General features: G+C 61.4%; 18 protein-coding genes and 1 riboswitch. Of the genes, 6 read left to right on the top strand and 12 right to left on the bottom strand.

Annotated elements, in window-relative coordinates:
* Positions 1-73 precede the first annotated feature (73 nt).
* The 3 genes from ACRESH_RS01930 to asd are packed head-to-tail and all read left to right on the top strand — an operon-like array spanning position 74 to position 3,338.
* Positions 74-1,609, top strand: a complete 1,536-nt coding sequence (locus ACRESH_RS01930) for an HDOD domain-containing protein (protein ID WP_431740348.1) — start codon at positions 74-76, stop codon at positions 1,607-1,609.
* Positions 1,610-1,655: 46 nt separating this feature from the next.
* Positions 1,656-2,465 (top strand): rhodanese-like domain-containing protein, encoded by an 810-nt coding sequence (locus ACRESH_RS01925; protein WP_431740347.1) that lies wholly within the window; start codon positions 1,656-1,658, stop codon positions 2,463-2,465.
* Positions 2,466-2,474: 9 nt separating this feature from the next.
* Positions 2,475-3,338, top strand: coding sequence for an archaetidylserine decarboxylase (asd, locus tag ACRESH_RS01920; RefSeq protein ID WP_431740346.1), 864 nt, complete (start codon positions 2,475-2,477; stop codon positions 3,336-3,338).
* Positions 3,339-3,391: 53 nt separating this feature from the next.
* Here the strand turns inward: asd and serB are convergent, their stop codons facing one another.
* Positions 3,392-4,606: a phosphoserine phosphatase SerB gene (serB, locus tag ACRESH_RS01915; protein ID WP_431740345.1), complete on the bottom strand. Its 1,215-nt coding sequence runs from the start codon at positions 4,604-4,606 to the stop codon at positions 3,392-3,394.
* Between the two features lie 135 nt (positions 4,607-4,741).
* Between serB and ACRESH_RS01910 the strand changes: the two genes are divergently transcribed.
* Entirely contained in the window at positions 4,742-6,232 is a 1,491-nt protein-coding gene (locus tag ACRESH_RS01910; protein ID WP_431740344.1) for a histidine kinase, read from the top strand.
* Positions 6,233-6,295: 63 nt separating this feature from the next.
* On the opposite strand, the gene ACRESH_RS01905 is transcribed toward ACRESH_RS01910, so the two are convergent.
* From ACRESH_RS01905 to ACRESH_RS01865, 9 genes are all read right to left on the bottom strand, one after another.
* Positions 6,296-7,003: a PqiC family protein gene (locus ACRESH_RS01905; RefSeq protein WP_431740343.1), complete on the bottom strand. Its 708-nt coding sequence runs from the start codon at positions 7,001-7,003 to the stop codon at positions 6,296-6,298.
* A gap of 176 nt (positions 7,004-7,179) precedes the next feature.
* Positions 7,180-9,438 carry a DNA topoisomerase IV subunit A gene (gene parC, locus ACRESH_RS01900; protein WP_431740342.1) on the bottom strand — a complete coding sequence of 753 codons (2,259 nt, stop codon included), beginning with the start codon at positions 9,436-9,438 and terminating at the stop codon, positions 7,180-7,182.
* A gap of 10 nt (positions 9,439-9,448) precedes the next feature.
* Entirely contained in the window at positions 9,449-9,967 is a 519-nt protein-coding gene (locus tag ACRESH_RS01895; protein ID WP_431740341.1) for a retropepsin-like aspartic protease family protein, read from the bottom strand.
* The gene (locus ACRESH_RS01890) at positions 9,964-10,950 is read right to left on the bottom strand and encodes an esterase-like activity of phytase family protein (RefSeq protein WP_431740340.1); all 987 of its coding nucleotides are present in this window, start codon (positions 10,948-10,950) and stop codon (positions 9,964-9,966) included. The genes ACRESH_RS01895 and ACRESH_RS01890 overlap by 4 nt, the downstream gene beginning before the upstream one ends.
* Positions 10,947-12,851, bottom strand: a complete 1,905-nt coding sequence (parE, locus tag ACRESH_RS01885) for a DNA topoisomerase IV subunit B (RefSeq protein WP_431740339.1) — start codon at positions 12,849-12,851, stop codon at positions 10,947-10,949. Before parE ends, ACRESH_RS01890 begins: the two co-directional genes overlap by 4 nt.
* Positions 12,852-12,887: 36 nt before the next feature.
* Complete coding sequence (locus ACRESH_RS01880; protein ID WP_431740338.1) at positions 12,888-13,496, bottom strand: YqiA/YcfP family alpha/beta fold hydrolase; 609 nt, start codon at positions 13,494-13,496, stop codon at positions 12,888-12,890.
* Positions 13,497-13,599: 103 nt separating this feature from the next.
* Complete coding sequence (cpdA, locus tag ACRESH_RS01875) at positions 13,600-14,415, bottom strand: 3',5'-cyclic-AMP phosphodiesterase (protein WP_431740337.1); 816 nt, start codon at positions 14,413-14,415, stop codon at positions 13,600-13,602.
* An 84-nt stretch (positions 14,416-14,499) separates the two neighbouring features.
* Positions 14,500-14,952, bottom strand: coding sequence for a DUF1249 domain-containing protein (locus tag ACRESH_RS01870; protein ID WP_431740336.1), 453 nt, complete (start codon positions 14,950-14,952; stop codon positions 14,500-14,502).
* Positions 14,943-15,560, bottom strand: a complete 618-nt coding sequence (locus ACRESH_RS01865) for an NUDIX domain-containing protein (protein WP_431740335.1) — start codon at positions 15,558-15,560, stop codon at positions 14,943-14,945. The genes ACRESH_RS01870 and ACRESH_RS01865 overlap by 10 nt, the downstream gene beginning before the upstream one ends.
* 184 nt (positions 15,561-15,744) lie before the next feature.
* Here ACRESH_RS01865 and ACRESH_RS01860 point away from each other — a divergent pair, with 184 nt between their 5' ends.
* A complete protein-coding gene (locus ACRESH_RS01860) occupies positions 15,745-16,491 on the top strand; it encodes an RsiV family protein (RefSeq protein ID WP_431740334.1) in 747 nt (248 codons plus the stop codon).
* Here ACRESH_RS01860 and cytX read toward each other — a convergent pair.
* Together cytX and thiC are read right to left on the bottom strand one after the other, a co-directional pair.
* Entirely contained in the window at positions 16,460-17,752 is a 1,293-nt protein-coding gene (gene cytX, locus ACRESH_RS01855; protein ID WP_431740333.1) for a putative hydroxymethylpyrimidine transporter CytX, read from the bottom strand. The two genes, ACRESH_RS01860 and cytX, sit on opposite strands and share 32 nt — an antisense overlap.
* A 94-nt stretch (positions 17,753-17,846) precedes the next feature.
* Entirely contained in the window at positions 17,847-19,736 is a 1,890-nt protein-coding gene (gene thiC / locus ACRESH_RS01850) for a phosphomethylpyrimidine synthase ThiC (protein WP_431740332.1), read from the bottom strand.
* 156 nt (positions 19,737-19,892) lie between these two features.
* Positions 19,893-19,997, bottom strand: a riboswitch (TPP riboswitch).
* 142 nt (positions 19,998-20,139) lie between these two features.
* Between thiC and ACRESH_RS01845 the strand changes: the two genes are divergently transcribed.
* A complete protein-coding gene (locus ACRESH_RS01845; RefSeq protein WP_431740331.1) occupies positions 20,140-21,573 on the top strand; it encodes a TolC family outer membrane protein in 1,434 nt (477 codons plus the stop codon).
* Positions 21,574-21,587 lie beyond the last annotated feature (14 nt).

Genomic DNA, 21,587 nt, shown 5'->3' with positions numbered 1-21,587 from the left:
TCTTCTACTTATCGGCAGATCTGCGCCAGACTATAGTCAGTCCAGGCGAAAAGCCAGTTCGGCTCCTTCCAGCATGCTTATTGAAACCATCGTGCCAGATCAAACACCAAAAACACTCGATGCCTGGGTCAAACTGCTCGATAGCGTTCGACTGCCAGTTCCCCTGGCCAGTTACGAGCAGGTGAAAGACGCCATTGCCGATAGCCGCCGCTCGCTGCGCGACATCGCCGAACTGATGCAGGACAGTCCGGCCCTGGTGCTTAGCGTGATGCGCGAGGCCAACCATCACACCCATACCAGCATCGGCGCACCTGCCGAAAGCCTGGAAATTGCCCTCAACCGCCTGGGGCTGGCGCGCACGGCAGCGTTGCTGGAGCGTCTGCCGGCGCTCCCCGAGGGCGAGATTGCGCTAACCTTGCGGCAATTGCAGCTGGTCAGCCAACACGCCAGCCAGCAGGCCAACGGCCTGTTCGCCAGCCGTCTGGCGCGACTCTGGCAGGAAATTCACTGGGGCAGCCTGCTGTTCTTGTCGCCGTTGTGGCCTCTAGCCCTGACCTTTCCCAAGTTGTTCGAAGACTGGGAGCTGCGGGTGGTACACAAGGGCGAGCCGGCACCACAGGTGGAAAAGGAATTGTTCGGGGTACGAGTGCTTAGCCTGTGCAAGGCACTGGCCGAGCACTGGCGCCTACCGAATTGGGTCACCCGCGGCTATCACCTGTTGCAGGATGAACGCTGCTTGCTGGCCAGGGCCCTGCACATCGCCCGTGACCAGAACAGCCTGCACCAGCAACAGCGACTGGACGACTGCCCGAACCTGCGCCGCTGGTTCAATCAACCAGCCAATACCGTACTGCTGGCCAACGGCCTGGCCCTGGCGGCACACGTCGGCTGGACCAACCCTCATGTACGGCGCTGGCAACTGCTCACCAGCCTGTACCTGCAAGCGTCACTGGATGATGTGCAACAGCTGGTGCACCAACAAGCGGCTATCAGCGCCCGTCATCATGCCGGCCATGGCCTGTTTCACCCGGCCGTAGCGCTGCTCTGGCCCTGGCATCAACGGCGCCTGCACCAGGGCCAGATCGCACCGCCACCACCCTCGGCCCAGGCCCTGGGCACCTGGCGCAAGCTGTGCGCCGGGCTGCTGGTCGAGCCCAGTCCGTTCAGCAATGCCATCCACCTGACCTCCCTGGCCCGAGATGCCCTGGTCGCCTGTGGCATGCAGCGGGTGATGCTGCTGATGACCGACAAGCCCCTGAGTCAGCTGCGGGTTCATCAGATTGCCGGGCTACCGGCAGAAGCTGCCAGCCTGGTATTGCCTATCGAGCAAAGCAAATTGCTTCAGCGCCTGTTGAGCACATCAGCGCAACTGCGCCTGACACCAGAAAATCATGCGCAATTCTCAGCACTGCTCCCCGCCCACCTGCGCATGCTGTTTCGCAGCGAACACCTGCTGTTGCGCTCACTGTCGAGCAATGGTCGTGTGGTGATGCTGCTGGTCGCCGACCAGAGTGGAAAGCCGCTGGCCGACATCAGCGTGCAGGCCTTTGGCAAAACCGCACAATGTATCGAACGTGCCTTGACCGCCTTCAGCAACCGCAGCGCCTGACCCATGCGCTACAATCGCCCCCTCTGTTCTGCTCTGGAGACTCTGGATGACTGACTTTTCTGGCTTGCCCCTGGTAATCGAGCCGGCCGACCTGCAAGCCCGGCTGGGTGTACCAGAGTTGATCCTGGTAGATCTGACCAGCGTCAACCGCTATGACAGCGGGCACATTCCGGGGGCTCACTTTGTCGATCCCAAGCGTACCCAGCTGGGCCAACCACCGGCGCCTGGCCTGCTGCCGGCCAAAGCCGATCTGGAAAAGCTGTTTGCCGAGCTTGGTCACAACGCCAATGCAGTCTACGTGGTCTATGACGACGAAGGCGGCGGCTGGGCCGGGCGTTTCATCTGGTTGCTGGATGTGATCGGCCACTCCCGCTACCACTACCTCAACGGCGGCGCCCAAGCGTGGCCAGCGAGCACCCTCAGCACTGAAGTACCGGCCAAAGCCAGCGGCACGGTCAGCCTGACCCTGCACGAAGAGCCCACGGCAACCCGTGAATATCTGCAAAGTCGCATCGGCGCCGCCGACCTGGCGATCTGGGATGCACGTAGCCCCGCCGAATACCGCGGCGAGAAAGTCCTGGCCGCCAAGGGCGGGCACATTCCCGGCGCGGTCAATTTCGAGTGGACTGCCGGCATGGACATGAACGATGCCCTGCGCATCCGCAAGGACATGCCCGAGATCCTCGAAAAGCTGGGCATCAGCAAAGACAAGGAAGTGGTTACCCACTGCCAGACTCATCACCGCTCCGGCTTTACCTACCTGGTGGCCAAGCATCTGGGCTACCCTCGGGTCAAAGCCTATGCCGGATCCTGGGGCGAATGGGGCAACCACCCCGACACCCCTGTAGAAGTTTAAGGAAACCTAATGAAATCCCGCTTGTTCATCATCAGTCAGTACCTGCTGCCTCACCACCTGCTGTCGCGCCTGGCCGGCTGTATCGCCGAATGCCGCGTGCGCTGGTTCAAGAATGCCTTCACCAGCTGGTTCGCCAAGCGTTACCAGGTCGATATGTCCCAGGCACTGGTCGAAGACGTCAGCGCTTACGAACACTTCAACGCCTTCTTCACCCGCGCCTTGAAACCCGGTGCACGTCCGCTCGACGAAACCCCGGGCGCGATCCTCTGCCCGGCCGACGGTGCTGTCAGCCAACTTGGCCCGATCGAACACGGGCGTATCTTCCAGGCCAAGGGACACAGTTTCAGCGCGCTTGAGCTGCTGGGTGGTGATCCGGCCAATGCGGCCCCGTTCATGGGCGGCGAGTTTGCCACCATCTACCTGTCGCCCAAGGACTACCACCGTGTACACATGCCGCTGGCCGGTACTCTGCGCGAAATGATCTATGTGCCGGGCCGGCTGTTCTCGGTCAACCAGACCACCGCCGAAAACGTACCGGAGCTGTTTGCCCGCAACGAGCGCGTGGTCTGCCTGTTCGATACCGAGCGCGGGCCGATGGCCGTGGTGCTGGTCGGTGCCATGATCGTGGCTTCGATCGAAACCGTCTGGTCTGGGCTGGTGACGCCACCAAAGCGTGAGCTCAAGACGTTCCGCTACGACGAAACCGGCCGCGCGCCGATCCACCTGGAAAAAGGTGCGGAACTGGGCCGTTTCAAGCTGGGTTCGACCGCCGTCGTGCTGTTCGGACCAGAACAGGTCAAATGGGCCGAGGAACTCGGTGCCGGCTCAGCCGTAAGCATGGGCCAGCGTTTGGCACTGCCTACCCAGGCCTGAACATGAAAAAGCCCGCAGCGATGCGGGCTTTTTTGTATGGGCTGAGCGTTTTTTTAGCCGCGGCCGTCGCGATCGCGAAAGCCCAGCAGGTACAGCACACCATCCAGGCCCAGGGTCGAAATCGCCTGTTTGGCCGACTGCTTGACCAGCGGTTTGGCACGGAATGCCACGCCCAAGCCGGCAATAGCCAGCATCGGCAGGTCGTTTGCGCCGTCACCTACCGCGATGGTCTGCTCCATCTGCAAACCTTCCTTGCGCGCCAGCTCACCAAGCAGGTCCGCCTTGCGCTGGGCATCAACGATCGGTTCAACCGCAACACCGGTGACTTTGCCGTCAACCACTTCCAATTCGTTGGCAAACACATAGTCGATGCCCAGCTTGGCCTGCAGCTGCTTGGCAAAATAGGTGAAACCGCCAGACAAGATCGCGGTTTTGTAGCCCAGGCGCTTGAGCTCGGCAAACAGGGTTTCGGCGCCTTCGGTCAGGCGCAACGAGGCACCGATCTCATCGAGCACGCCAACGTCCAGGCCCTTGAGCAAGGCCAGGCGCTCTTTGAAGCTGGCGCGGAAGTCCAATTCGCCACGCATGGCTCGTTCGGTGATTTCCGACACCTGCTCACCCACGCCAGCGGCCTTGGCCAACTCGTCGATCACCTCAGCCTCGATCAGCGTCGAGTCCATATCGAACACCGCCAGGCGGCGGTTGCGACGGAACAGTGAGTCCTGCTGGAAGGCGATATCAACGTTGAGTTCCTGGGCCACGCTGAGGAACTCGGCACGCAGGGCCTGCGGATCGGCCGGTTCGCCACGCACTGAAAACTCGATGCAGCCCTTGCCCTGTTCGACCGGTGTATCCAGTGCCACGCGACCGGAGAGGCGATCGATATGATCGATGTTCAGCCCGTATTTGGCCGTGATCGAACTCACCCGCTGCAGTTGTTCAGCTGTGACCTTGCGGGTCAGCAACGTCACGATATGACGAGCTTTACCCTGGCCCTCAACCCAGCTCTGGTAATCGGCTTCAGAAACCGGAGTGAAACGGACCTGTTGATCGAGTTCGTTGCCCGCAAACTGAATATTCTTTAGCACCGATGAAGCCTTCTCGGTATCTGGGATTTCCACCAGGATGCCAAAGGACAGGGTGTCATGAATCACCGCCTGACCGATGTCAAGGATGTTCACACCGCCCTGGGCCAGAACGCCGGTGATGGCCGCGGTAAGACCCGGACGGTCTTCCCCAGTGATGTTAATCAGAACGATTTCGCGCAAAACGGGCTCCGACTCGTTGAAAAAAAGCCCATTCTACCGATTTTCGCTGACCATCGGGCGCAGCGGATGCTTTGCCGGTCCTTGAGCGCTCGCTATACTGCGCAGCAACTTCTCCGACATAAAGAGCCGCGCTCTGTGAACCGGCCCACGCCCGTTAAAACTGACAACTTCTTCCTGCTGATTTTTCATGCTCTGCGCCAACGCCGTGTGCCGCTTGCGCTACGTATCGCCTGCCATAACGTGCTGCTGGTAGCACTGGCCCTGGTGATCTATGCCTGCGTGATGGGTTTGCAGTTCAAGCAGGCCATGCATGAACAGGCCGATGCCCTGGGGCAGAGCCTGACCACGCAGACCGCTACCTCGGCTACCGAGCTGCTGGTGTCCAACGACATCCTCAGTCTCAATGTGCTGCTGGGCAACCTGGTAAAGAACCCGCTGGTTGCCCATGCGGCCATCTACAGCGTCGACAACCGGATCCTTGCCGAAGCCGGCCAACGCCCGAAGAACGGCTTGCTGGGTGAGGCCGAAGGCCTGTACCAGACCAAGATCACCTTCCAGGACGTGACCGCCGGGCAACTGCGTATCAGCCTGGACATGAGCCAGTTCCAGCAGCCGCTGACCATCAGCCTGCAGAGCATGGGCATTCTCGCCGGCATCCTGCTGGCCCTGGCCCTGGCCATGAGCTTGCGCCTGGGGCGTTTCATTTCCACGCCCCTGCTGCAACTGCGGGTCTGGCTGCGCGACATCAACGAATTCACCCCGGCCACTGAACGTCAGGATGAGATTGGTGACCTGGCTCGCCAGTTGCACACGCGCTTCGCCCCACCGCCACGGGAAGTCGAGCCTGAACCCGAAGAGCTGGACGAGGACGAATCCGAGTTCGAAGTTCGTAATCTTCGCGACCCGAGTTTTGACCAAGCACCTGCTGTGACCAAGGTCAGCAAACCTGTCACTGCCGACGACGAAAGCGATGACGCTTTTGCCGACCTGATCGACGCCGAAGAGCACAGCACCCCGCGCCCTGCCTTGCCGCCAGTCAATCGCGAGCCCCAGGCCAGTGCTGTACTGGCCGTGCAACTGGGCTCGCAGGAACAACTTCGCCGCCTGCCCCGCACCCGGCTGACCGAGCTGCTGGAGCGCTATCGCGATTGCCTCGACCAGGCCGCATCTCTGTATGAAAGCGAAGTACACACCCTCAACGACGGTAGCACCCTGATGTTGTTCCATAGCCATGACAGTGGCGAGGATTACCTCACCAATGCCATTTGCTGTGGTGAGCTGTTGCGCGCACTGGGACACGCCCTGCAGATCGAGGTGGCCGACAGCGGCATCACTTTGCAACTGCAACTGGGCTTGGCCTTGGGTGAAGACCTGCACGGCCTGAGCCAGATCGACCTACTGCTTACCGAAAAGGCCCAGGACGCCCTGGCCCTGTCGCAACACAGCCGCAACCTGCTGCTGGTTGAGCGCAAGATCAACGACGATACCCTGATCCGCCAGCGCGCTCGTATCCGTCCGATTGCCAGCCCCGAGGGTGCCTGTTGTGTCGAACGTCTGATGGAGCCCTACCCGTCAATGCTGGAGCGCCAGCTGGCGCGGATGCACGAGCGCCGGGTCAAGAGCTGAAGCGACCCGCTCCAACCGGCACAAAAAAGCCCGGAGATTCCGGGCTTTTTTGTGGGGCACTGCTTAGAAGCGGAACACTTCCATATCGGTGCGAATCGGCGTCGCCAGTGGGATCTTCGATTTCTCCGGCTCCTTGCGCACTTGTACTGGCGCAGCCTTCTTCGGCGCCTCTTCAACAATCGGAGGCTGGTTGGCCAGAGGCTTGAGGGCAACACTCAACTGCTCAGCAAGCTTTTGCAGCAACTGGCCCTGGGCCTGAACCTGGGCCGCCGCGCTACCCTGGTGTTGCTGTTCCAGGTGCACGATGCGGTTGTCACGGACTTGGCCACGACGGTCTAGCAGCCGCCACTGGGCGTCCAGGATCGCTGGCTGGTTGGTACCGGAGTCCAGGCGGGTGATAGACAGCAGGACCTGCACATCCGGCGTGAAACCGGTAGTGGCCGGCGCCAGTACCACGCGCTGGCTATCCAGGCGCCAAGCCAGCTGACGGACCAGCAACTGATCGATATCTGCCGACAGGCTGCCAGCCCAGCGACCATCAGTCGCTGCGGTCAGGCTGCCATCGGACTGGCGCTGCAGCAAGGTCTCGCGCTGCAGGTAGTCGGCGACCGACACCGGGCCGAGCACGACAGCCATGCCCGCACTTTGCTTGGGTTGGCCAGGTTCACCACTGTCAAGCTGATACAGGGATACCGGCTGGTGCATGCTGCAGCCGGCCAGACCGAGTACGCCACTCATCAGTAGAACAAACGGAAGGCGCAGAAGTTTCATCATCCCATCCAGGCGGTCGCCACAAGGCAAACCGCAGTGATACTCATATAAATTCACACGGGCACACAGCTACGCTGGCACCGCAAGAGCCCTATCATCCGCGAAATAACGGCACGACTCCAGTGTTTCAGCCTCGAACAGACGTGAAATAACCTATTCGAAGCCTCTGTCCCGGCTTATCCGGGATTTTCCACCAACAACGCATCAACCCGCTGGAAGCCACGTGGCAGCTTGTTACCTCGACGGCCACGCTCCCCTTTGTAATGCTCCAGATCATCGGCCTTCAGTGACAGCGTACGCTTACCGGCCTGCAATACAAGGGTCGCACCATCGGCAATCACCGCCAGATCCGTGATGAACTCCTCACGACTGGCAACCCGGTCTCCGGGGATTCCGATGATTTTGTTACCCTTGCCTTTGCCCAGCTGTGGCAGGTCGCTGATCCTGAAGATCAGCAGGCGACCTTCGGTCGTCACCGCTGCCAGCCAGTTCTGCTCGCGGTCGGCCACCGCACGTGGAGCAATGACCTTGGCGCCATTGGGAAGGCTGAGCAAAGCCTTACCGGCCTTGTTCTTGGCCTGCAAGTCTTCACCCTTGACCACAAAGCCGTAGCCGGCGTCGGAGGCGATTACGTACAGCGCATCATCTTCAGGCAACAGCACACACTCGAAGCCCGCACCCGGTGGCGGCGTCAGCCGCCCGGTCAGCGGCTCGCCCTGGCCTCGGGCCGAAGGCAAGGTATGAGCGGCAACCGAGTAACTACGTCCGGTGGAGTCGATGAACACGGCAAACTGATTGGAGCGTCCGGCAGCGGCGGTCTTGAAACCGTCACCGGCCTTGTATGACAGGCCCGTGGCATCGATGTCATGGCCCTTGGCGCAACGCACCCAGCCCTTTTCCGAGAGTACCACCGTCACCGGCTCGGTCGGCATCAACTCGTTTTCCGACAGGGCCTTGGCTTCAGCACGCTCGATGATTGGCGAACGGCGGTCGTCACCGTAGGCTTCAGCATCTTTGATCAGCTCGGTACGCACCAGCTTGCGCAACTTGCTTTCGCTACCAAGCAGAGCGGTCAATTTGGCCTGTTCCTTGGCTAGCTCGTCCTGTTCATTACGGATCTTCATCTCTTCCAGCCGCGCCAGCTGGCGCAGACGGGTTTCGAGGATGTACTCGGCCTGGGTTTCGGTGAGGTCGAAGCGGGCGATCAGCGCAGCTTTTGGCTGCTCCTCGGTGCGGATGATGTGGATCACTTCATCCAGGTTGAGGAAAGCCACCAGCAAACCTTCGAGCAGGTGCAGGCGGCGCTCGACCTTGTCCAGGCGGAATTTCAGGCGGCGGCGCACGGTCTGCACGCGAAACTCAAGCCACTCGACCAGCAGCGCGCGCAAATTCTTCAGTTGCGGACGGCCATCCAGGCCAATGATGTTGACGTTGACCCGGTAGCTGGACTCAAGATCGGTGGTGGCAAACAGGTGCTGCATCAGCTCGTCGAGGTCAACCCGGTTGGAGCGGGCGATGATCACGATCCGGCACGGGTTTTCGTGGTCCGACTCATCGCGCAGGTCGGCCACCATCGGCAGCTTCTTGGCCTGCATCTGGGCCGCGATCTGCTCCAGCACTTTGGCCCCGGAAACCTGATGCGGCAGGGCGGTGACGACGATATCGCCATCTTCAATGCGGTAGACCGCACGCATGCGCACCGAGCCGCGGCCGCTTTCGTAGATTTTCAGCAGCTCTGAACGCGGCGTGATGATCTCGGCTTCAGTCGGATAATCCGGCCCCTGGATATGCTCGCAAAGCTGCTCGATTGTCGCCTTGGGCTCATCCAGCAGACGCACGCAGGCGCTGGCAACTTCGCGCAGGTTGTGCGGTGGCACGTCAGTGGCCATGCCCACAGCGATACCCGTGGTGCCGTTGAGGAGGATGTTCGGCAAACGTGCCGGCAGCACCGCTGGCTCATCCAGGGTGCCGTCGAAGTTCGGCACCCAGTCGGCAGTGCCCTGGCCCAGCTCGCTGAGCAGCACTTCGGAATAACGCGACAGGCGCGCCTCGGTGTAACGCATGGCGGCGAACGACTTCGGATCGTCCGGCGCCCCCCAGTTGCCCTGGCCATCGACCAGGGTATAGCGGTAGCTGAATGGCTGGGCCATCAGCACCATGGCTTCATAGCAGGCCGAGTCGCCGTGGGGGTGGAACTTGCCGAGCACGTCACCAACGGTACGCGCCGATTTCTTGTGCTTGGAGTCGGCATCCAGGCCCAGTTCGCTCATGGCATAGACGATGCGTCGTTGCACCGGTTTCAGGCCGTCGCCGATATGCGGCAAGGCCCGGTCCATGATCACGTACATGGAGTAGTTGAGGTAGGCCTGTTCGGTGAAGTCAGCCAGTGACCGGCGCTCTACGCCATCGAGGCTGAGATCAAGGGAGTCGCTCATGCGGACCTCATCATTTCAGGTTCTGGCGCAGCAGCAAGGTGCCGCTACGCTGGGTAAATTCGAGTTGTTTCAGGGCACTCATGCCCAGTAATACCTGCTCGCCATCCAGCCCTGGCACCACCAGGGCGCGCACATCGCGCAGCAGGATGTCGCCCAGTTGCAGCGTGTCCAACCGGGTGCGATAGCCTTGGGTACGGCCGTTGGCGGTACTCAGCATCACCGGGGCGCCGCGCTCGAGATCGAGCTTTGCACCCAGCCCTTCGGGAATTGCCACGTCGGTGGCGCCGGTATCGAGGAGAAAATGTACCGCCTGACCATTGATCTGGCCATCGGCGACGAAGTGGCCCTGGCCGTTGCCTGCCAGTTGCACCTCGATGAAACCTTCGCCGTGCTGGGAGCGGACCTGGGCATTGGGGTTGGCCTGACGCTGCTCCCAATCACCGAAAAAGCGCGTAGCCAGGAACAGCCCGGCCGCCCAGGCCAAGACCAGCAGCACCCTGCCGGCACGCTTGCCTGGTGGTTGGCTCACGGCTTGGCACTCCAGCCGCCGGTTGGCGCAGCAAAACGCCAGACAATTGGCCGCGACTCGCCATCTTTGCGAGTCGCACCGTTGTTGTCCAAGCCGATCCAGGCACCTTCGGCATCAATCACCAGCGCTTCGGCCAGGCCAAACGACTGGGCGTACAGGCGCGGCTCGGTCAATCCGCCTTCAGCGTACGACCAGCAGCGCTCGACCTTGGCTGTCGCCGCATCGCGGCGACAGATACGGTGGGCGTTGCGTTCCAGGGTGAACAGCTTGTCGTTGAACAGCGCAAGGTCGGCAAAATCCCGCGGCAGCGCTCGCGCACCCGGCATCTGCGGCGGCTGCATTTCGACGCCGCCCTCACTGAGCAATACGCAACCACCGCCGCAATTCCATACCGTCTGCTGGCGATTGATCAGCAGCAGGCCCCGGCGCTCGCGTTCGGCCGCCAGCCAGATGCGATCACCGGCCGGACTCACCGCCAGGCCTTCGAACAAGGCATTGAAATGCAGGAGCATGCCACTGGCCCGCGCCTGACGAACCATGCTCGGGTCGATCTTCAGCCAATTGGGTTCCCCCACGACCGGCACCTTCAACACGCCAGCATGAGCTTCGCTGACCAGGTAGCGATTGCCTGCGGCATCACAACTGATACCTTCGAAATCCAGATCGCCGCCGCGAACCTGGCCGACAGCCCAGGTACGCGAACGAATGCCCCAGGGCAAACCGCTTTCCGGTACCGGCGGCACCGCCATGGGTACTGATTCGGCCTGCCATACCGGCGCCTTGGTATCCAGCCGGTACACCAGGTCGTCATCCCGGTCGGACACCGTCCACAGCTCGCCCTTGCACAGGGCCAAGCCCGACAGGTTGCCACCGCGCATGCCCTCGACCGGGTACTCGGCGACAAACGTCAGCTCCGGCCAGGGCGCGGCCTGCGATGACAGGGCAAAAACGCCAAATACTGCTGCCAGCAGCGAACGAATCAAGCCAGTACCTCGGCCAGGTTGCCTTTGGACTCCAGCCAGTTCTTGCGGTCACCGGCGCGTTTCTTGGCCAGGAGCATATCCATGATTTCGCGCGTGCCGTCCAGGTCATCCAGGGTCAGCTGGACCAGGCGGCGGGTGTTTGGGTCCATGGTGGTTTCGCGCAGCTGAGGCGGGTTCATCTCACCCAGGCCCTTGAAGCGCGTGACCTGCGGTTTTCCGCGTTTCTTCTCGGCGACCAGGCGATCGAGAATGCCATCGCGCTCGGCTTCATCCAGGGCATAGTAGATCTCCTTGCCCAAATCGATACGGTAGAGCGGCGGCATGGCCACATAGACATGACCGGCTTCGACCAACGGACGGAAATGCTGGACGAACAGCGCGCAGAGCAAGGTGGCAATGTGCAGGCCGTCGGAGTCGGCGTCAGCGAGGATGCAGATCTTGCCGTAGCGCAGCTGGCTCATATCAGCCGCGCCGGGATCGACGCCAATGGCCACGGCGATGTTGTGCACTTCCTGGCTGGCCAGAACTTCACCACCATCGACCTCCCAGGTGTTGAGGATCTTGCCGCGCAGCGGCAGGATCGCCTGGAACTCCTTGTCGCGCGCCTGCTTGGCCGAGCCACCCGCCGAGTCACCCTCGACCAGGAACAGCTCGGCGCGCATCGGGTCCTGGCCGGCGCAGTCAGCCAGTTTGCCCGGCAATGCCGGCCCCTGGGTGACGCGCTTGCGCTCGACCTTCTTGCTGGCCTTGAGGCGGCGTCCGGCATTGTTGATAGCCAGTTCAGCCAGTTGCATGCCCAGTTCAGGATGCGCGTTGAGCCACAGGCTGAAGGCGTCCTTGACTACTCCGGAGACGAACGCAGCGGCCTCACGGGATGACAGGCGTTCCTTGGTCTGTCCGGAGAATTGTGGCTCCTGCATTTTCATCGAAAGAACGAAGCTGATGCGCTCCCAGACGTCTTCGGGCGCCAGCTTTACCCCTCGTGGCAACAGATTGCGGAACTCGCAGAACTCGCGCATGGCATCGAGCAGGCCCTGGCGCAGGCCGTTGACGTGAGTGCCGCCCTGGGCTGTAGGAATCAGGTTGACGTAGCTTTCCTGGACACTGTCGCCGCCTTCAGGCAGCCACAACAGCGCCCAATCGGCAGCTTCCTTGTTACCGGCCAGGCTGCCGCAGAACGGCTCGTCGGGCAGGCGCAGGTAGTCACTGACCGAATCGACCAGATAGGAACGCAGGCCGTCTTCGTAATGCCATTCGACCTTCTCGCCGCTGGCCTTGTCTTCGAAGCTGACCAGCAGCCCCGGGCACAGTACCGCCTTGGCCTTGAGCACGTGCTTGAGGCGGCTGATGGAGAACTTCGGCGAATCGAAATACTTCGGGTCCGGCGCGAAGTACACACTGGTGCCGGTGTTGCGCTTGCCGACCGTACCGACCACTTCCAGCTCGCTGGCCTTGTAGCCATCGGCGAAGGTCATCTGGTACTCGGTGCCATCACGCTTGACCTTGACCCGCACCTGGCTGGACAAGGCGTTGACCACGGAAATACCGACTCCGTGCAAACCACCGGAGAACTGGTAGTTCTTGTTGGAGAACTTGCCGCCAGCGTGCAGCTTGGTGAGGATCAGTTCGACCCCGGATACACCCTCTTCCGGGTGGATATCCACCGGCATGCCACGACCGTCATCGGACACTTCCAGCGAATGGTCGGCGTGAAGGATCACTTGTACCGACTTGGCGTGCCCGGCCAGGGCTTCGTCGACGCTGTTGTCGATGACTTCCTGGGCCAGGTGGTTCGGCCGGCTGGTGTCGGTGTACATGCCCGGGCGTTTGCGCACCGGGTCAAGGCCCGAGAGGACTTCGATGGCGTCTGCGTTATAGGCACTAGCGCTGGGAATGGCCATGGGTACTCGTCGTCAGTCGTGGGTGAAAATAAGTCATCAAAATACAGAAAAATCGAGCGTTTGGTACTGCTGTGGGGCAATACCGGCAAAGCTCAACAAGGCCGGCAGGCGCTCAGCGAAACCCTGAAAGCTGTGATCGCCGCCGGCCTGGATACGCAGGGCACAGGCCCGGTAGAACTGCTCGGCCTCCCGGTAATCCAGGGTCTCGTCGGCGGTTTGCAGCCAGACTTGATAGCGCCCGGCATCCGTGGGCGGCGCAACCTCAAGCTCGGCCAGGGCCTGCACGTGATCCAGGGTCAGTTCCCAGGACTCACCGGTGTAGTGGTTCTGCTGGATGCCCAGGAAACCGTCGAAACGACGGTGCGGGTTGACCGCCGGGTTGATCAGCAATGCCTTGAGCCCATGGCGTTCGGCCAGGTGGGTGGCATAGTAGCCGCCGAGCGAGCTGCCGACCAGTAATGGCGACTCGAGCTCGGCAATGGCGGCTTCGAGCTGGGCCATGGCCTGACGCGGGTGATGATGCAGTGCTGGCACCCGCAGGCGCTCGCCCAGGCCGATCTGCTGCATCACTGCGAGCAGTTGGCACGCTTTCTTTGACGAGGGCGCACTGTTGAACCCGTGAATATAGAGAATCGAACCCGGCATGCCGCCCCCAGTGCACTTGAATCGCCTGACGATACCAGGCAAGAAAGCGCGCATTTTAGCCTGTTCGACGGCAAATGGAGCAGTTTCACCCATTCAGCAACACTTAATAGCCGTCACCTTCGTAGTCGACCGTGAACGCGAAGCCGGTCACCCGCGAAACCCCTGTCTCGATCGAGCCATCGCCATGCAAGCGCAGCCAGCGATAGCCTGGGGCCTGCTCGCCGACCTTGAAGTCCTCGCTGCCCGGCTCGAACTGAATACAGGTCGAGGGTGAGGCGAGCAAACGCACGCCGTCGCGCAACTGGTCCCACTCTTGGTGAACATGCCCCCAGAGCAATGCCCGCACCTGTGGATACCCCTTCAGCAGAGCAAACAGTGCATCGCCATTACGCAACCCGATCGGCGCCATCCAGGCGCAGCCGATGGGCACCGGCTGGTGGTGGAAACAGATCAGATGATGACGCTCGGGTGCTTCTTTCAAGGACTGTTCGAGCAATACCAACTGACTATCATCAAGCACGCCTGGGACCGCCCCCGGCACCGCCGAATTGAGCATCAGGATGCGCCAGTTACCGATATCCACCAGCGGCTTAAGCAGGTCACTGCCCCGCGTCACACGCTCCATCGGCAAAGGTTCGTCATGGTTGCCGGCAAGCCAGCGGGCAGGCGCACCAAGGCTTGCCGTCAGGTTGCGAAAACACTCGTAGGAGGCCTCCGTGCCATCCTGGGTCAGGTCACCGGTGGCCAGCAGAAGGTCGATTCGCGGCTGTTCTTCGCGCACCAGATCAATCACCCGCTGCAGGCTGTCACGGGTATTCATGCCCAGCAGCGTGCCTTTCGCGTCGGCAAACAGGTGGCTGTCGGTCAGTTGCACCAGATACACCGGCACATCGCCAAGAGGAATGGATTGTTGCGGCAAGGGCCGACTCCTTGAACGGATTCAGCACGATTATGGCGGCAAGCTGCGTTTGAGCAAATACGCGAAAACGACCGGCGTCACATTTCAGCGAACTGCAGCCAACTCATGGCCACAAGCCAGGCAATGACTGAGCCATTCACCCAGAAACAGGTTGAGCTGGGCTTTCTCGTCAGGCTGGTGCATCGCCGCATTCGGGTAGGGGTAGATGCTGCGAAAACGCCGGGCGTGCTCGGCGCTGACCACTTCGGCCATGCGTGCATCGTGGTACACCTGCACTTCCAGCTGCGGCACCGGCAGCCAAGGCAGGCTGTGTTCCTGGCGCACGCGCAGGGTAGTGGTGTAGGGACAGGCAAGCACCACATCCAGGACCAGCACGCCGAGCATCTGGTCACCCTGGGTCATGCCGATCCGGCGCGAACTCATGGCACTGCGCATGTCCGGCAACAGGCGCATCAGACGCGCATAGTTGGCCTCGCAGGCAGCCTGCAACCCGACCAGATCGACCCGGTAGCGTTCGCGCAACAGATTCACGACCATAGCCCCCTGACTTCATCCCGGTTCAAGGCCAGCCACTGCAAGGCAATAATGCTTGCCGCATTGGCGATCAGCCCATCGCGCACGGCCCGCAAGGCATCTTCGAATGCCCAGACCTTGACGCGAATATCTTCACCTTCTTCCTCCAGGCCGTGCAGGCCACCCGCCCCAAGACTGCTGCACTGACCGAGATACAAGTGTACGAACTCATCGCTACCGCCAGGTGACGGGAAATATCGGGTCATCGGCCACAGCGCATTGAACACAAGCCCAGCTTCCTCCTGCGCCTCGCGGTGTGCAACTTCTTCCGGCGCTTCATCTTTATCGATCAGACCGGCGACCAGTTCGATCAACCATGGATTGGCGACCTTGCCCATGGCGCCAACGCGAAACTGCTCGATCAGCACCACTTCATCACGCACAGCATCGTATGGCAGCACACAGACGGCATCATGACGCACGAACAGCTCGCGGCTGATCTCGCGCCCCATGCCACCGGCGAACAGTTCGTGGCGCAAGCGAACCCGGTCGAGCTGGTAGAAGCCCTTGAAGCAATTCACCCGCTCGACGATCTCGACGTCCTTGGGCACAGCGTTCAGCATGTCTGACATGGAAATCCTCATAACCTCGTGTAGCGCATCGCGCCATCCTAACCTGCGCACCGCTGCGTTTCACCCCTTTAAAGTTGCAGTCCGGGCTGCGAGGATAGACAGCCTGCTGATTTTCAGCTTAGTGGCGAACTGAAGGCCTTGCCGACGGTCGAAGCCCGATCACCTTTGCCTTACAAGGATCATCATGACGCTTGTGAAACTGACTACCGTGGCCATGCTGGCCTTGGCCCTAGGCGCCTGTCAAAGTCTGTTCCAGCCCAACATGCGCACGCCACTGGAGGTCAAACGCGACCGCTGGGAGCATATCAAGCCCGGTTGCAACACTGCCGATTGCCCGCTGGTCAACATCGACACCATTCACTTCCCGGCCAACGCAAAACTGGACGCGATCGTCGAGAAACGTCTGCTGCAAATGACCGGGGATAACGAGCACAGCGCCCTGCCCAGCTCGCTCAAAGCCTACGAAGACCAGTTCATGGCCACAGCCGAAACCCGCAACAGCAGCTACCTGCAAGCCAAGGTACGCGAGCAACATGACGGGCTGGTGATCATCGAGCTGTCCAGTTACCTGGACACCGGCGGCGCCCATGGCATGCCCGGGCGTGGCTTCATCAACTACTCGCGTCAGCAGGACAAGGTCCTGACCCTGCAGGACATGCTGGTACCGGGCCAGGAGGCGACTTTCTGGAAGACCGCCGAGGAAGCCCACAAGGCCTGGCTGATCAGCACCGGCATGGACAAGGACGCCGAGTTCGTCAAGACCTGGCCGTTCCGCCAGACCCCGCACATCGCCCTGACCTACGGCGCGCTAGTGCTCAAGTACGAAGTGTATGCCATCGCCCCGTATTCCATGGGCCACATCGAACTGAAGATCCCCTACCCGCGCCTGAACGGTGTGATCAAGCCGGAGTTGTTTCCCGGCCGCGGCTGACCGACGGCGCTGCCGCCCAGTACACGCACCCTGCCAGTAGCAAAGCGGGCAGGGTCGAGCCGACATCGGCAGCGTAGTGTGCCAACAGATGATAGGTGGCTACACCACACGCCCAGGCCACCAGGGCGCGCCAATGCAGGCTGTGAATTGGACTGGCGTCGCTGCGACGGCGACGTACGACGAAGTGATCAACCAGCACCACGCCAAACAGCGGGGCGAACACCGAGCCGATCAGCAACAGAAAGTTCTGGTACTGCGCCAGCGGCGCGAAACAGGCGATCAAGGTGCACAACACGCCGATTGCCAACGCCAGATGCTCGACTTTCAAGCGAACCAGCAGGCCAGTGGAAACAGCCGCCGAATGGATATCGGCAAAGGCTTTTTCCGACTCATCGAGCAGAATCAGCAGCAGTGGAATGCCAATGCCCGCACCGGCCAGTGCCAACAACAAGGTATTGACCTCGCCCGCCGGGGCAAAGGCCAGGGTATAGGCCACACCCAGGCTCATCATCCAGACGTTGCCCACCAGATAGCCCAATGCGGTGCCTATGAAAACCCGACTGCCATGTCGGCTGAAGCGTGAATAGTCTGCAATCAGCGGCAGCCACGACAACGGCATGGCGATGGCAATGTCGATACCCACCGCCAACGACATCGAGCCATCACCGGCACGCGCCCAAAGGGCAGCGAGATCGGCCTTGGCAAACAGATTCCAGGTCAGCCACAGGCAGGCACCCAGCAACAGCCAGATGCCCCATTTGCGCAGGATCTTGCGCACGAAGGTCAAAGGCCCGCTGACCGCCAGCAGGGTCGCCAGGGCGCCGAAGCACAGGGTCCACAACAAAGGGTTGGTCAGCGCGCAGCCTTCGCCGAAAGCGCGGGCGCCGAGCAGGCTGGCGGCATCACGCATGACGATGATTTCGAACGAGCCCCAGCCAATCAGCTGCAGCAGGTTGAGCAGCGCCGGCAGCCGGGCACCCTCGCGGCCGAGACTGCGACGCAGGGCCGCCATGGACGAAAGGCCGGTATCGCTGCCGATGACGCCGACTGCCGCCAGCAGCAATACACCCACGGTGGTGCCGAGGATGATTGCCAGCACGGCGTTGGCCAGGCCCAGACCGGGGCCGAGCAAGGCCCCGGTTTGCAGGACCATCAAGCCGATACCTAATGAAAACCATAGGGAACAGAGGTCGCGGCCACTGAGGACACGTTGCTGGGTGGTGACCGGATGATCAGGGGAAAACTGGCTGGGTGCGCTCACAAGGGTGATCTCGACAGAGAGGTTTTTGTTCTTGAGGGCCCTATCGCGGTCAAGCCCGCTCCCACTGTGGGAGCGGGTTTGACCCGCGATGCGGTTACACCTTCTTGTACAACTGGCTGCCTTCCTGGCGGAACCGCTCGGCCTGCTCACGCATGCCGTCCGCGACCGCCACATCCACCGCGTCGATGCGCTGGTTGGCGGCGTACTCACGCACTTCCTGGGTAATTTTCATCGAGCAGAACTTCGGCCCGCACATCGAGCAGAAGTGCGCGACCTTGGCCGAATCCTTGGGCAGGGTCTCGTCATGGAAGGCACGCGCGGTGTCCGGGTCCAGGCCAAGGTTGAACTGGTCTTCCCAGCGGAACTCGAACCGCGCCTTGGACAAGGCATTGTCACGGATCTGCGCGCCCGGATGGCCCTTGGCAAGGTCAGCCGCATGGGCCGCGATCTTGTAGGTGATGATCCCGGTCTTGACGTCATCCTTGTTTGGCAGACCCAGGTGTTCCTTGGGCGTCACGTAGCAGAGCATGGCGCAACCGAACCAGCCGATCATTGCCGCACCGATACCGGAAGTGATGTGGTCGTAACCTGGGGCGATGTCGGTGGTCAGCGGGCCAAGGGTGTAGAATGGCGCCTCGTCGCAGCACTCAAGCTGCTTGTCCATATTCTCCTTGATCAACTGCATCGGCACGTGGCCCGGGCCTTCGATCATGCACTGCACATCGTGCTTCCAGGCAATCTTGGTCAACTCGCCAAGGGTCTCCAGTTCGCCGAATTGCGCTTCGTCGTTGGCATCGGCAATCGAGCCCGGACGCAGGCCATCGCCCAGCGAGAAGCTGACGTCGTAGGCCTTCATGATTTCGCAGATTTCGTCGAAATGGGTGTAGAGGAAGTTCTCCTGGTGATGCGCCAGGCACCACTTGGCCATGATCGAACCACCACGGCTGACGATACCGGTAACCCGCTTGGCGGTCAGCGGCACATAGCGCAACAGCACACCGGCGTGAATAGTGAAGTAATCCACGCCCTGCTCAGCCTGCTCGATCAGGGTGTCGCGGAACAGCTCCCAGGTCAGGTCTTCGGCGACGCCATTGACCTTTTCCAGGGCCTGGTAGATCGGCACGGTGCCGATTGGCACCGGCGAGTTGCGGATGATCCACTCACGGGTTTCATGGATGTGTTTGCCGGTGGACAGGTCCATGACCGTGTCCGAACCCCAGCGAATACCCCAGGTCAGCTTGGCCACTTCTTCTTCGATGGAAGAGCCCAGGGCGCTGTTACCGATGTTGCCGTTGATCTTCACCAGGAAGTTGCGGCCGATGATCATCGGCTCCAGCTCGACGTGGTTGATGTTGGCCGGGATGATTGCACGACCGCGGGCGATCTCCTCACGGACGAACTCGGCGGTGATTTCCTTGGGGATGCTGGCGCCGAAGCTGTGGCCTGGATGTTGCTGGTCGAGCAGACCAGCAGCCCGGGCTTCCTGCAGCTTCATGTTCTCGCGGATGGCGACGTATTCCATCTCGGCGGTGATGATGCCTTGGCGCGCGTAGTGCATCTGGCTGACGTTGGCACCGGCCTTGGCCCGGCGCGGATTGCGCACATGGGCAAAACGCAGTTTGGTCAGTTCGGCATCCGCCAGGCGCTGCTGACCGAAGTCCGACGACAGCCCGGGCAGACGCTCGGTGTCACCGCGAGCGTCGATCCAGGCCGAACGCACATCGCCCAGGCCTTTACGCACGTCAATAACGATAGAGGGATCGGTGTAGGGGCCGGAAGTATCGTAGACCAGCACCGGGGCGTTGGCTTCGCCGCCGAAGTCGGTCGGGGTATCGTCCAGGCTGATTTCACGCATAGGCACGCGGATGTCCGGGCGCGAGCCTTCGACATATATTTTGCGCGAGCGGGTGAACGGCTGTACGGACTGTTGATCGACCTGGGCCGACTCACTCAGATTGGTAATGTGTTTTTCTTGTTTACTCATCACAGGCTCTCCAGACGGCTTCCTAGCAGTGGAATGTCGGGGAGAACCTGAAAGGCACGGACGCACCAGGAGCGGTGCTGTGCCAGATGTACGGTGATGCCTGCAGCACTGGGGCTGGCTCGACATTCCCGGACCTGACACAAGAGTCTCGCCGGGAAAGCGAGAAATCTTGTTCCCTACGCAGGCGCTAACCTGATCAGGTTCAACGGGATCCGGATTATCCGATCTCAGCCTCAACGCAAGGCACCCCGACAAGAACGCGCCCAGTCTAGACTGGACTCACCTGCAAAGCCAACAGTACAGACACGGTCACGATAAATGGCGTAATTGGCAGATTGTTGCAAAGTGCCTGCGCATCTACACTCACCGGTTCAGAAACACTCAATTGTTCAAGGATTGCCCTATGCTGCGCAAACTTTCACTGGCCCTCGCCGTGTCTTGTGCTACCAACGGAATGGCCTGGGCAGCAGACGTGCCCTTGTCAGCGAAAACCGATCTGGTCAGCGTCTACCAGGAAGCCGTGAACAACAATGCCGATCTTGCCGCGGCCCGTGCCGACTACGGCGCGCGCAAGGAGGTGGTGCCCCAGGCCCGTGCTGGCTTGCTGCCGAACCTCTCGGCCGGTGCCGAGATGATGAACAGCCGCACCAAGATTGACAGCCCTTCGATAACCTCCAACCGCAGCGGCAACGCCTGGCAGGCCACCCTGGCCCAGCCAGTGTTTCGTGCCGATCGCTGGTTCCAGTTACAGGCCGCCGAAGCGGTCAATGAGCAAGCAGCCCTGGAGCTGTCGGCAACAGAACAGAACCTGATTCTGCAATCCGCTGAAAACTACTTCGCGGTGCTACGCGCCCAGGACACCCTGGCCTCGACCAAAGCCGAGGAAGCCGCCTTCAAGCGCCAGCTCGACCAGTCCAACGAGCGTTTTGACGTGGGTCTGTCAGACAAGACCGACGTGCTGCAGTCCCAGGCCAGCTACGACACCGCACGCGCCAACCGGATTGTCGCCCAGCGTCAGGTCGACGATGCCTTCGAAGCGCTGATCACCCTGACCAACCGCGACTACAACTCGGTCCAGGGCATCGTCCATACTTTGCCGGTGCAGGTACCAGTACCCAATGACGCCAAGGCCTGGGTCGAAACCGCCGGCAAGCAGAACCTCAACCTGCTGGCGACCAACTACGCCGTCAGCGCCGCAGAAGAAACCCTGCGCCAGCGCAAGGCCGGACATGCACCGACGGTGGATGCGGTCGCGCGCTACCAGAAAGGCGACAACGACAGCCTGGGCTTCACCAACCCCAACCTCACCGGGCAGAACTACAGCGGTGACGTCGAGCAGACCACTCTTGGCCTGCAACTGAACATCCCGATCTACAGCGGCGGCCTGACCAGCTCACAGGTACGCGAGGCCTATCAGCGCCTGAGCCAGAGCGAACAGCAGCGTGAAAGCCTGCGTCGCCAGGTGGTGGAAAACACCCGCAACCTGCACCGCGCGGTCAACACCGACGTGGAGCAGGTGCAGGCACGCAAACAGTCGATCATCTCCAACCAGAGCGCCCTGGAAGCCACCGAGATCGGTTACCAGGTTGGTACCCGCAACATCGTCGACGTGCTCGACGCCCAGCGCCAGTTGTACACCTCGGTGCGTGACTACAACAACACCCGCTACGACTACATCCTCGACAACCTGCGCCTGAAGCAGGCAGCGGGCACCCTCAGCCCACAAGACCTGACCGACCTGGGCAGCTACCTGAAACCGGACTACAACCCGGACAAGGACTTCCTGCCGCCAGACCTGGCCGCTGCGGCCCAGGCCAACTTCAACGCCCGGCCTTGAAACCCATCGCGGGC

It is taken from the genome of Pseudomonas sp. (assembly GCF_050739775.1).
Classification (GTDB): Bacteria; Pseudomonadota; Gammaproteobacteria; order Pseudomonadales; family Pseudomonadaceae; genus Aquipseudomonas.
Note: the sequence above shows the minus strand (reverse complement) of the source record. Positions and strands in the feature narration are given on the sequence as shown.

Excerpts from the sequence above, each read along its gene's own strand:
- asd (WP_431740346.1), top strand. The coding sequence starts at position 2,475 with ATGAAATCCCGCTTGTTCATCATCAGTCAGTACCTGCTGCCTCACCAC.
- ACRESH_RS01865 (WP_431740335.1), bottom strand. The coding sequence starts at position 15,560 with ATGTCAGACATGCTGAACGCTGTGCCCAAGGACGTCGAGATCGTCGAG.
- ACRESH_RS01880 (WP_431740338.1), bottom strand. The coding sequence starts at position 13,496 with ATGCCGGGTTCGATTCTCTATATTCACGGGTTCAACAGTGCGCCCTCG.
- ACRESH_RS01925 (WP_431740347.1), top strand. The coding sequence starts at position 1,656 with ATGACTGACTTTTCTGGCTTGCCCCTGGTAATCGAGCCGGCCGACCTG.
- ACRESH_RS01870 (WP_431740336.1), bottom strand. The coding sequence starts at position 14,952 with ATGGTCGTGAATCTGTTGCGCGAACGCTACCGGGTCGATCTGGTCGGG.
- parE (WP_431740339.1), bottom strand. The coding sequence starts at position 12,851 with ATGGCCATTCCCAGCGCTAGTGCCTATAACGCAGACGCCATCGAAGTC.
- thiC (WP_431740332.1), bottom strand. The coding sequence starts at position 19,736 with ATGAGTAAACAAGAAAAACACATTACCAATCTGAGTGAGTCGGCCCAG.
- ACRESH_RS01930 (WP_431740348.1), top strand. The coding sequence starts at position 74 with ATGCTTATTGAAACCATCGTGCCAGATCAAACACCAAAAACACTCGAT.
- ACRESH_RS01905 (WP_431740343.1), bottom strand. The coding sequence starts at position 7,003 with ATGAAACTTCTGCGCCTTCCGTTTGTTCTACTGATGAGTGGCGTACTC.
- parC (WP_431740342.1), bottom strand. The coding sequence starts at position 9,438 with ATGAGCGACTCCCTTGATCTCAGCCTCGATGGCGTAGAGCGCCGGTCA.
- ACRESH_RS01845 (WP_431740331.1), top strand. The coding sequence starts at position 20,140 with ATGCTGCGCAAACTTTCACTGGCCCTCGCCGTGTCTTGTGCTACCAAC.
- ACRESH_RS01860 (WP_431740334.1), top strand. The coding sequence starts at position 15,745 with ATGACGCTTGTGAAACTGACTACCGTGGCCATGCTGGCCTTGGCCCTA.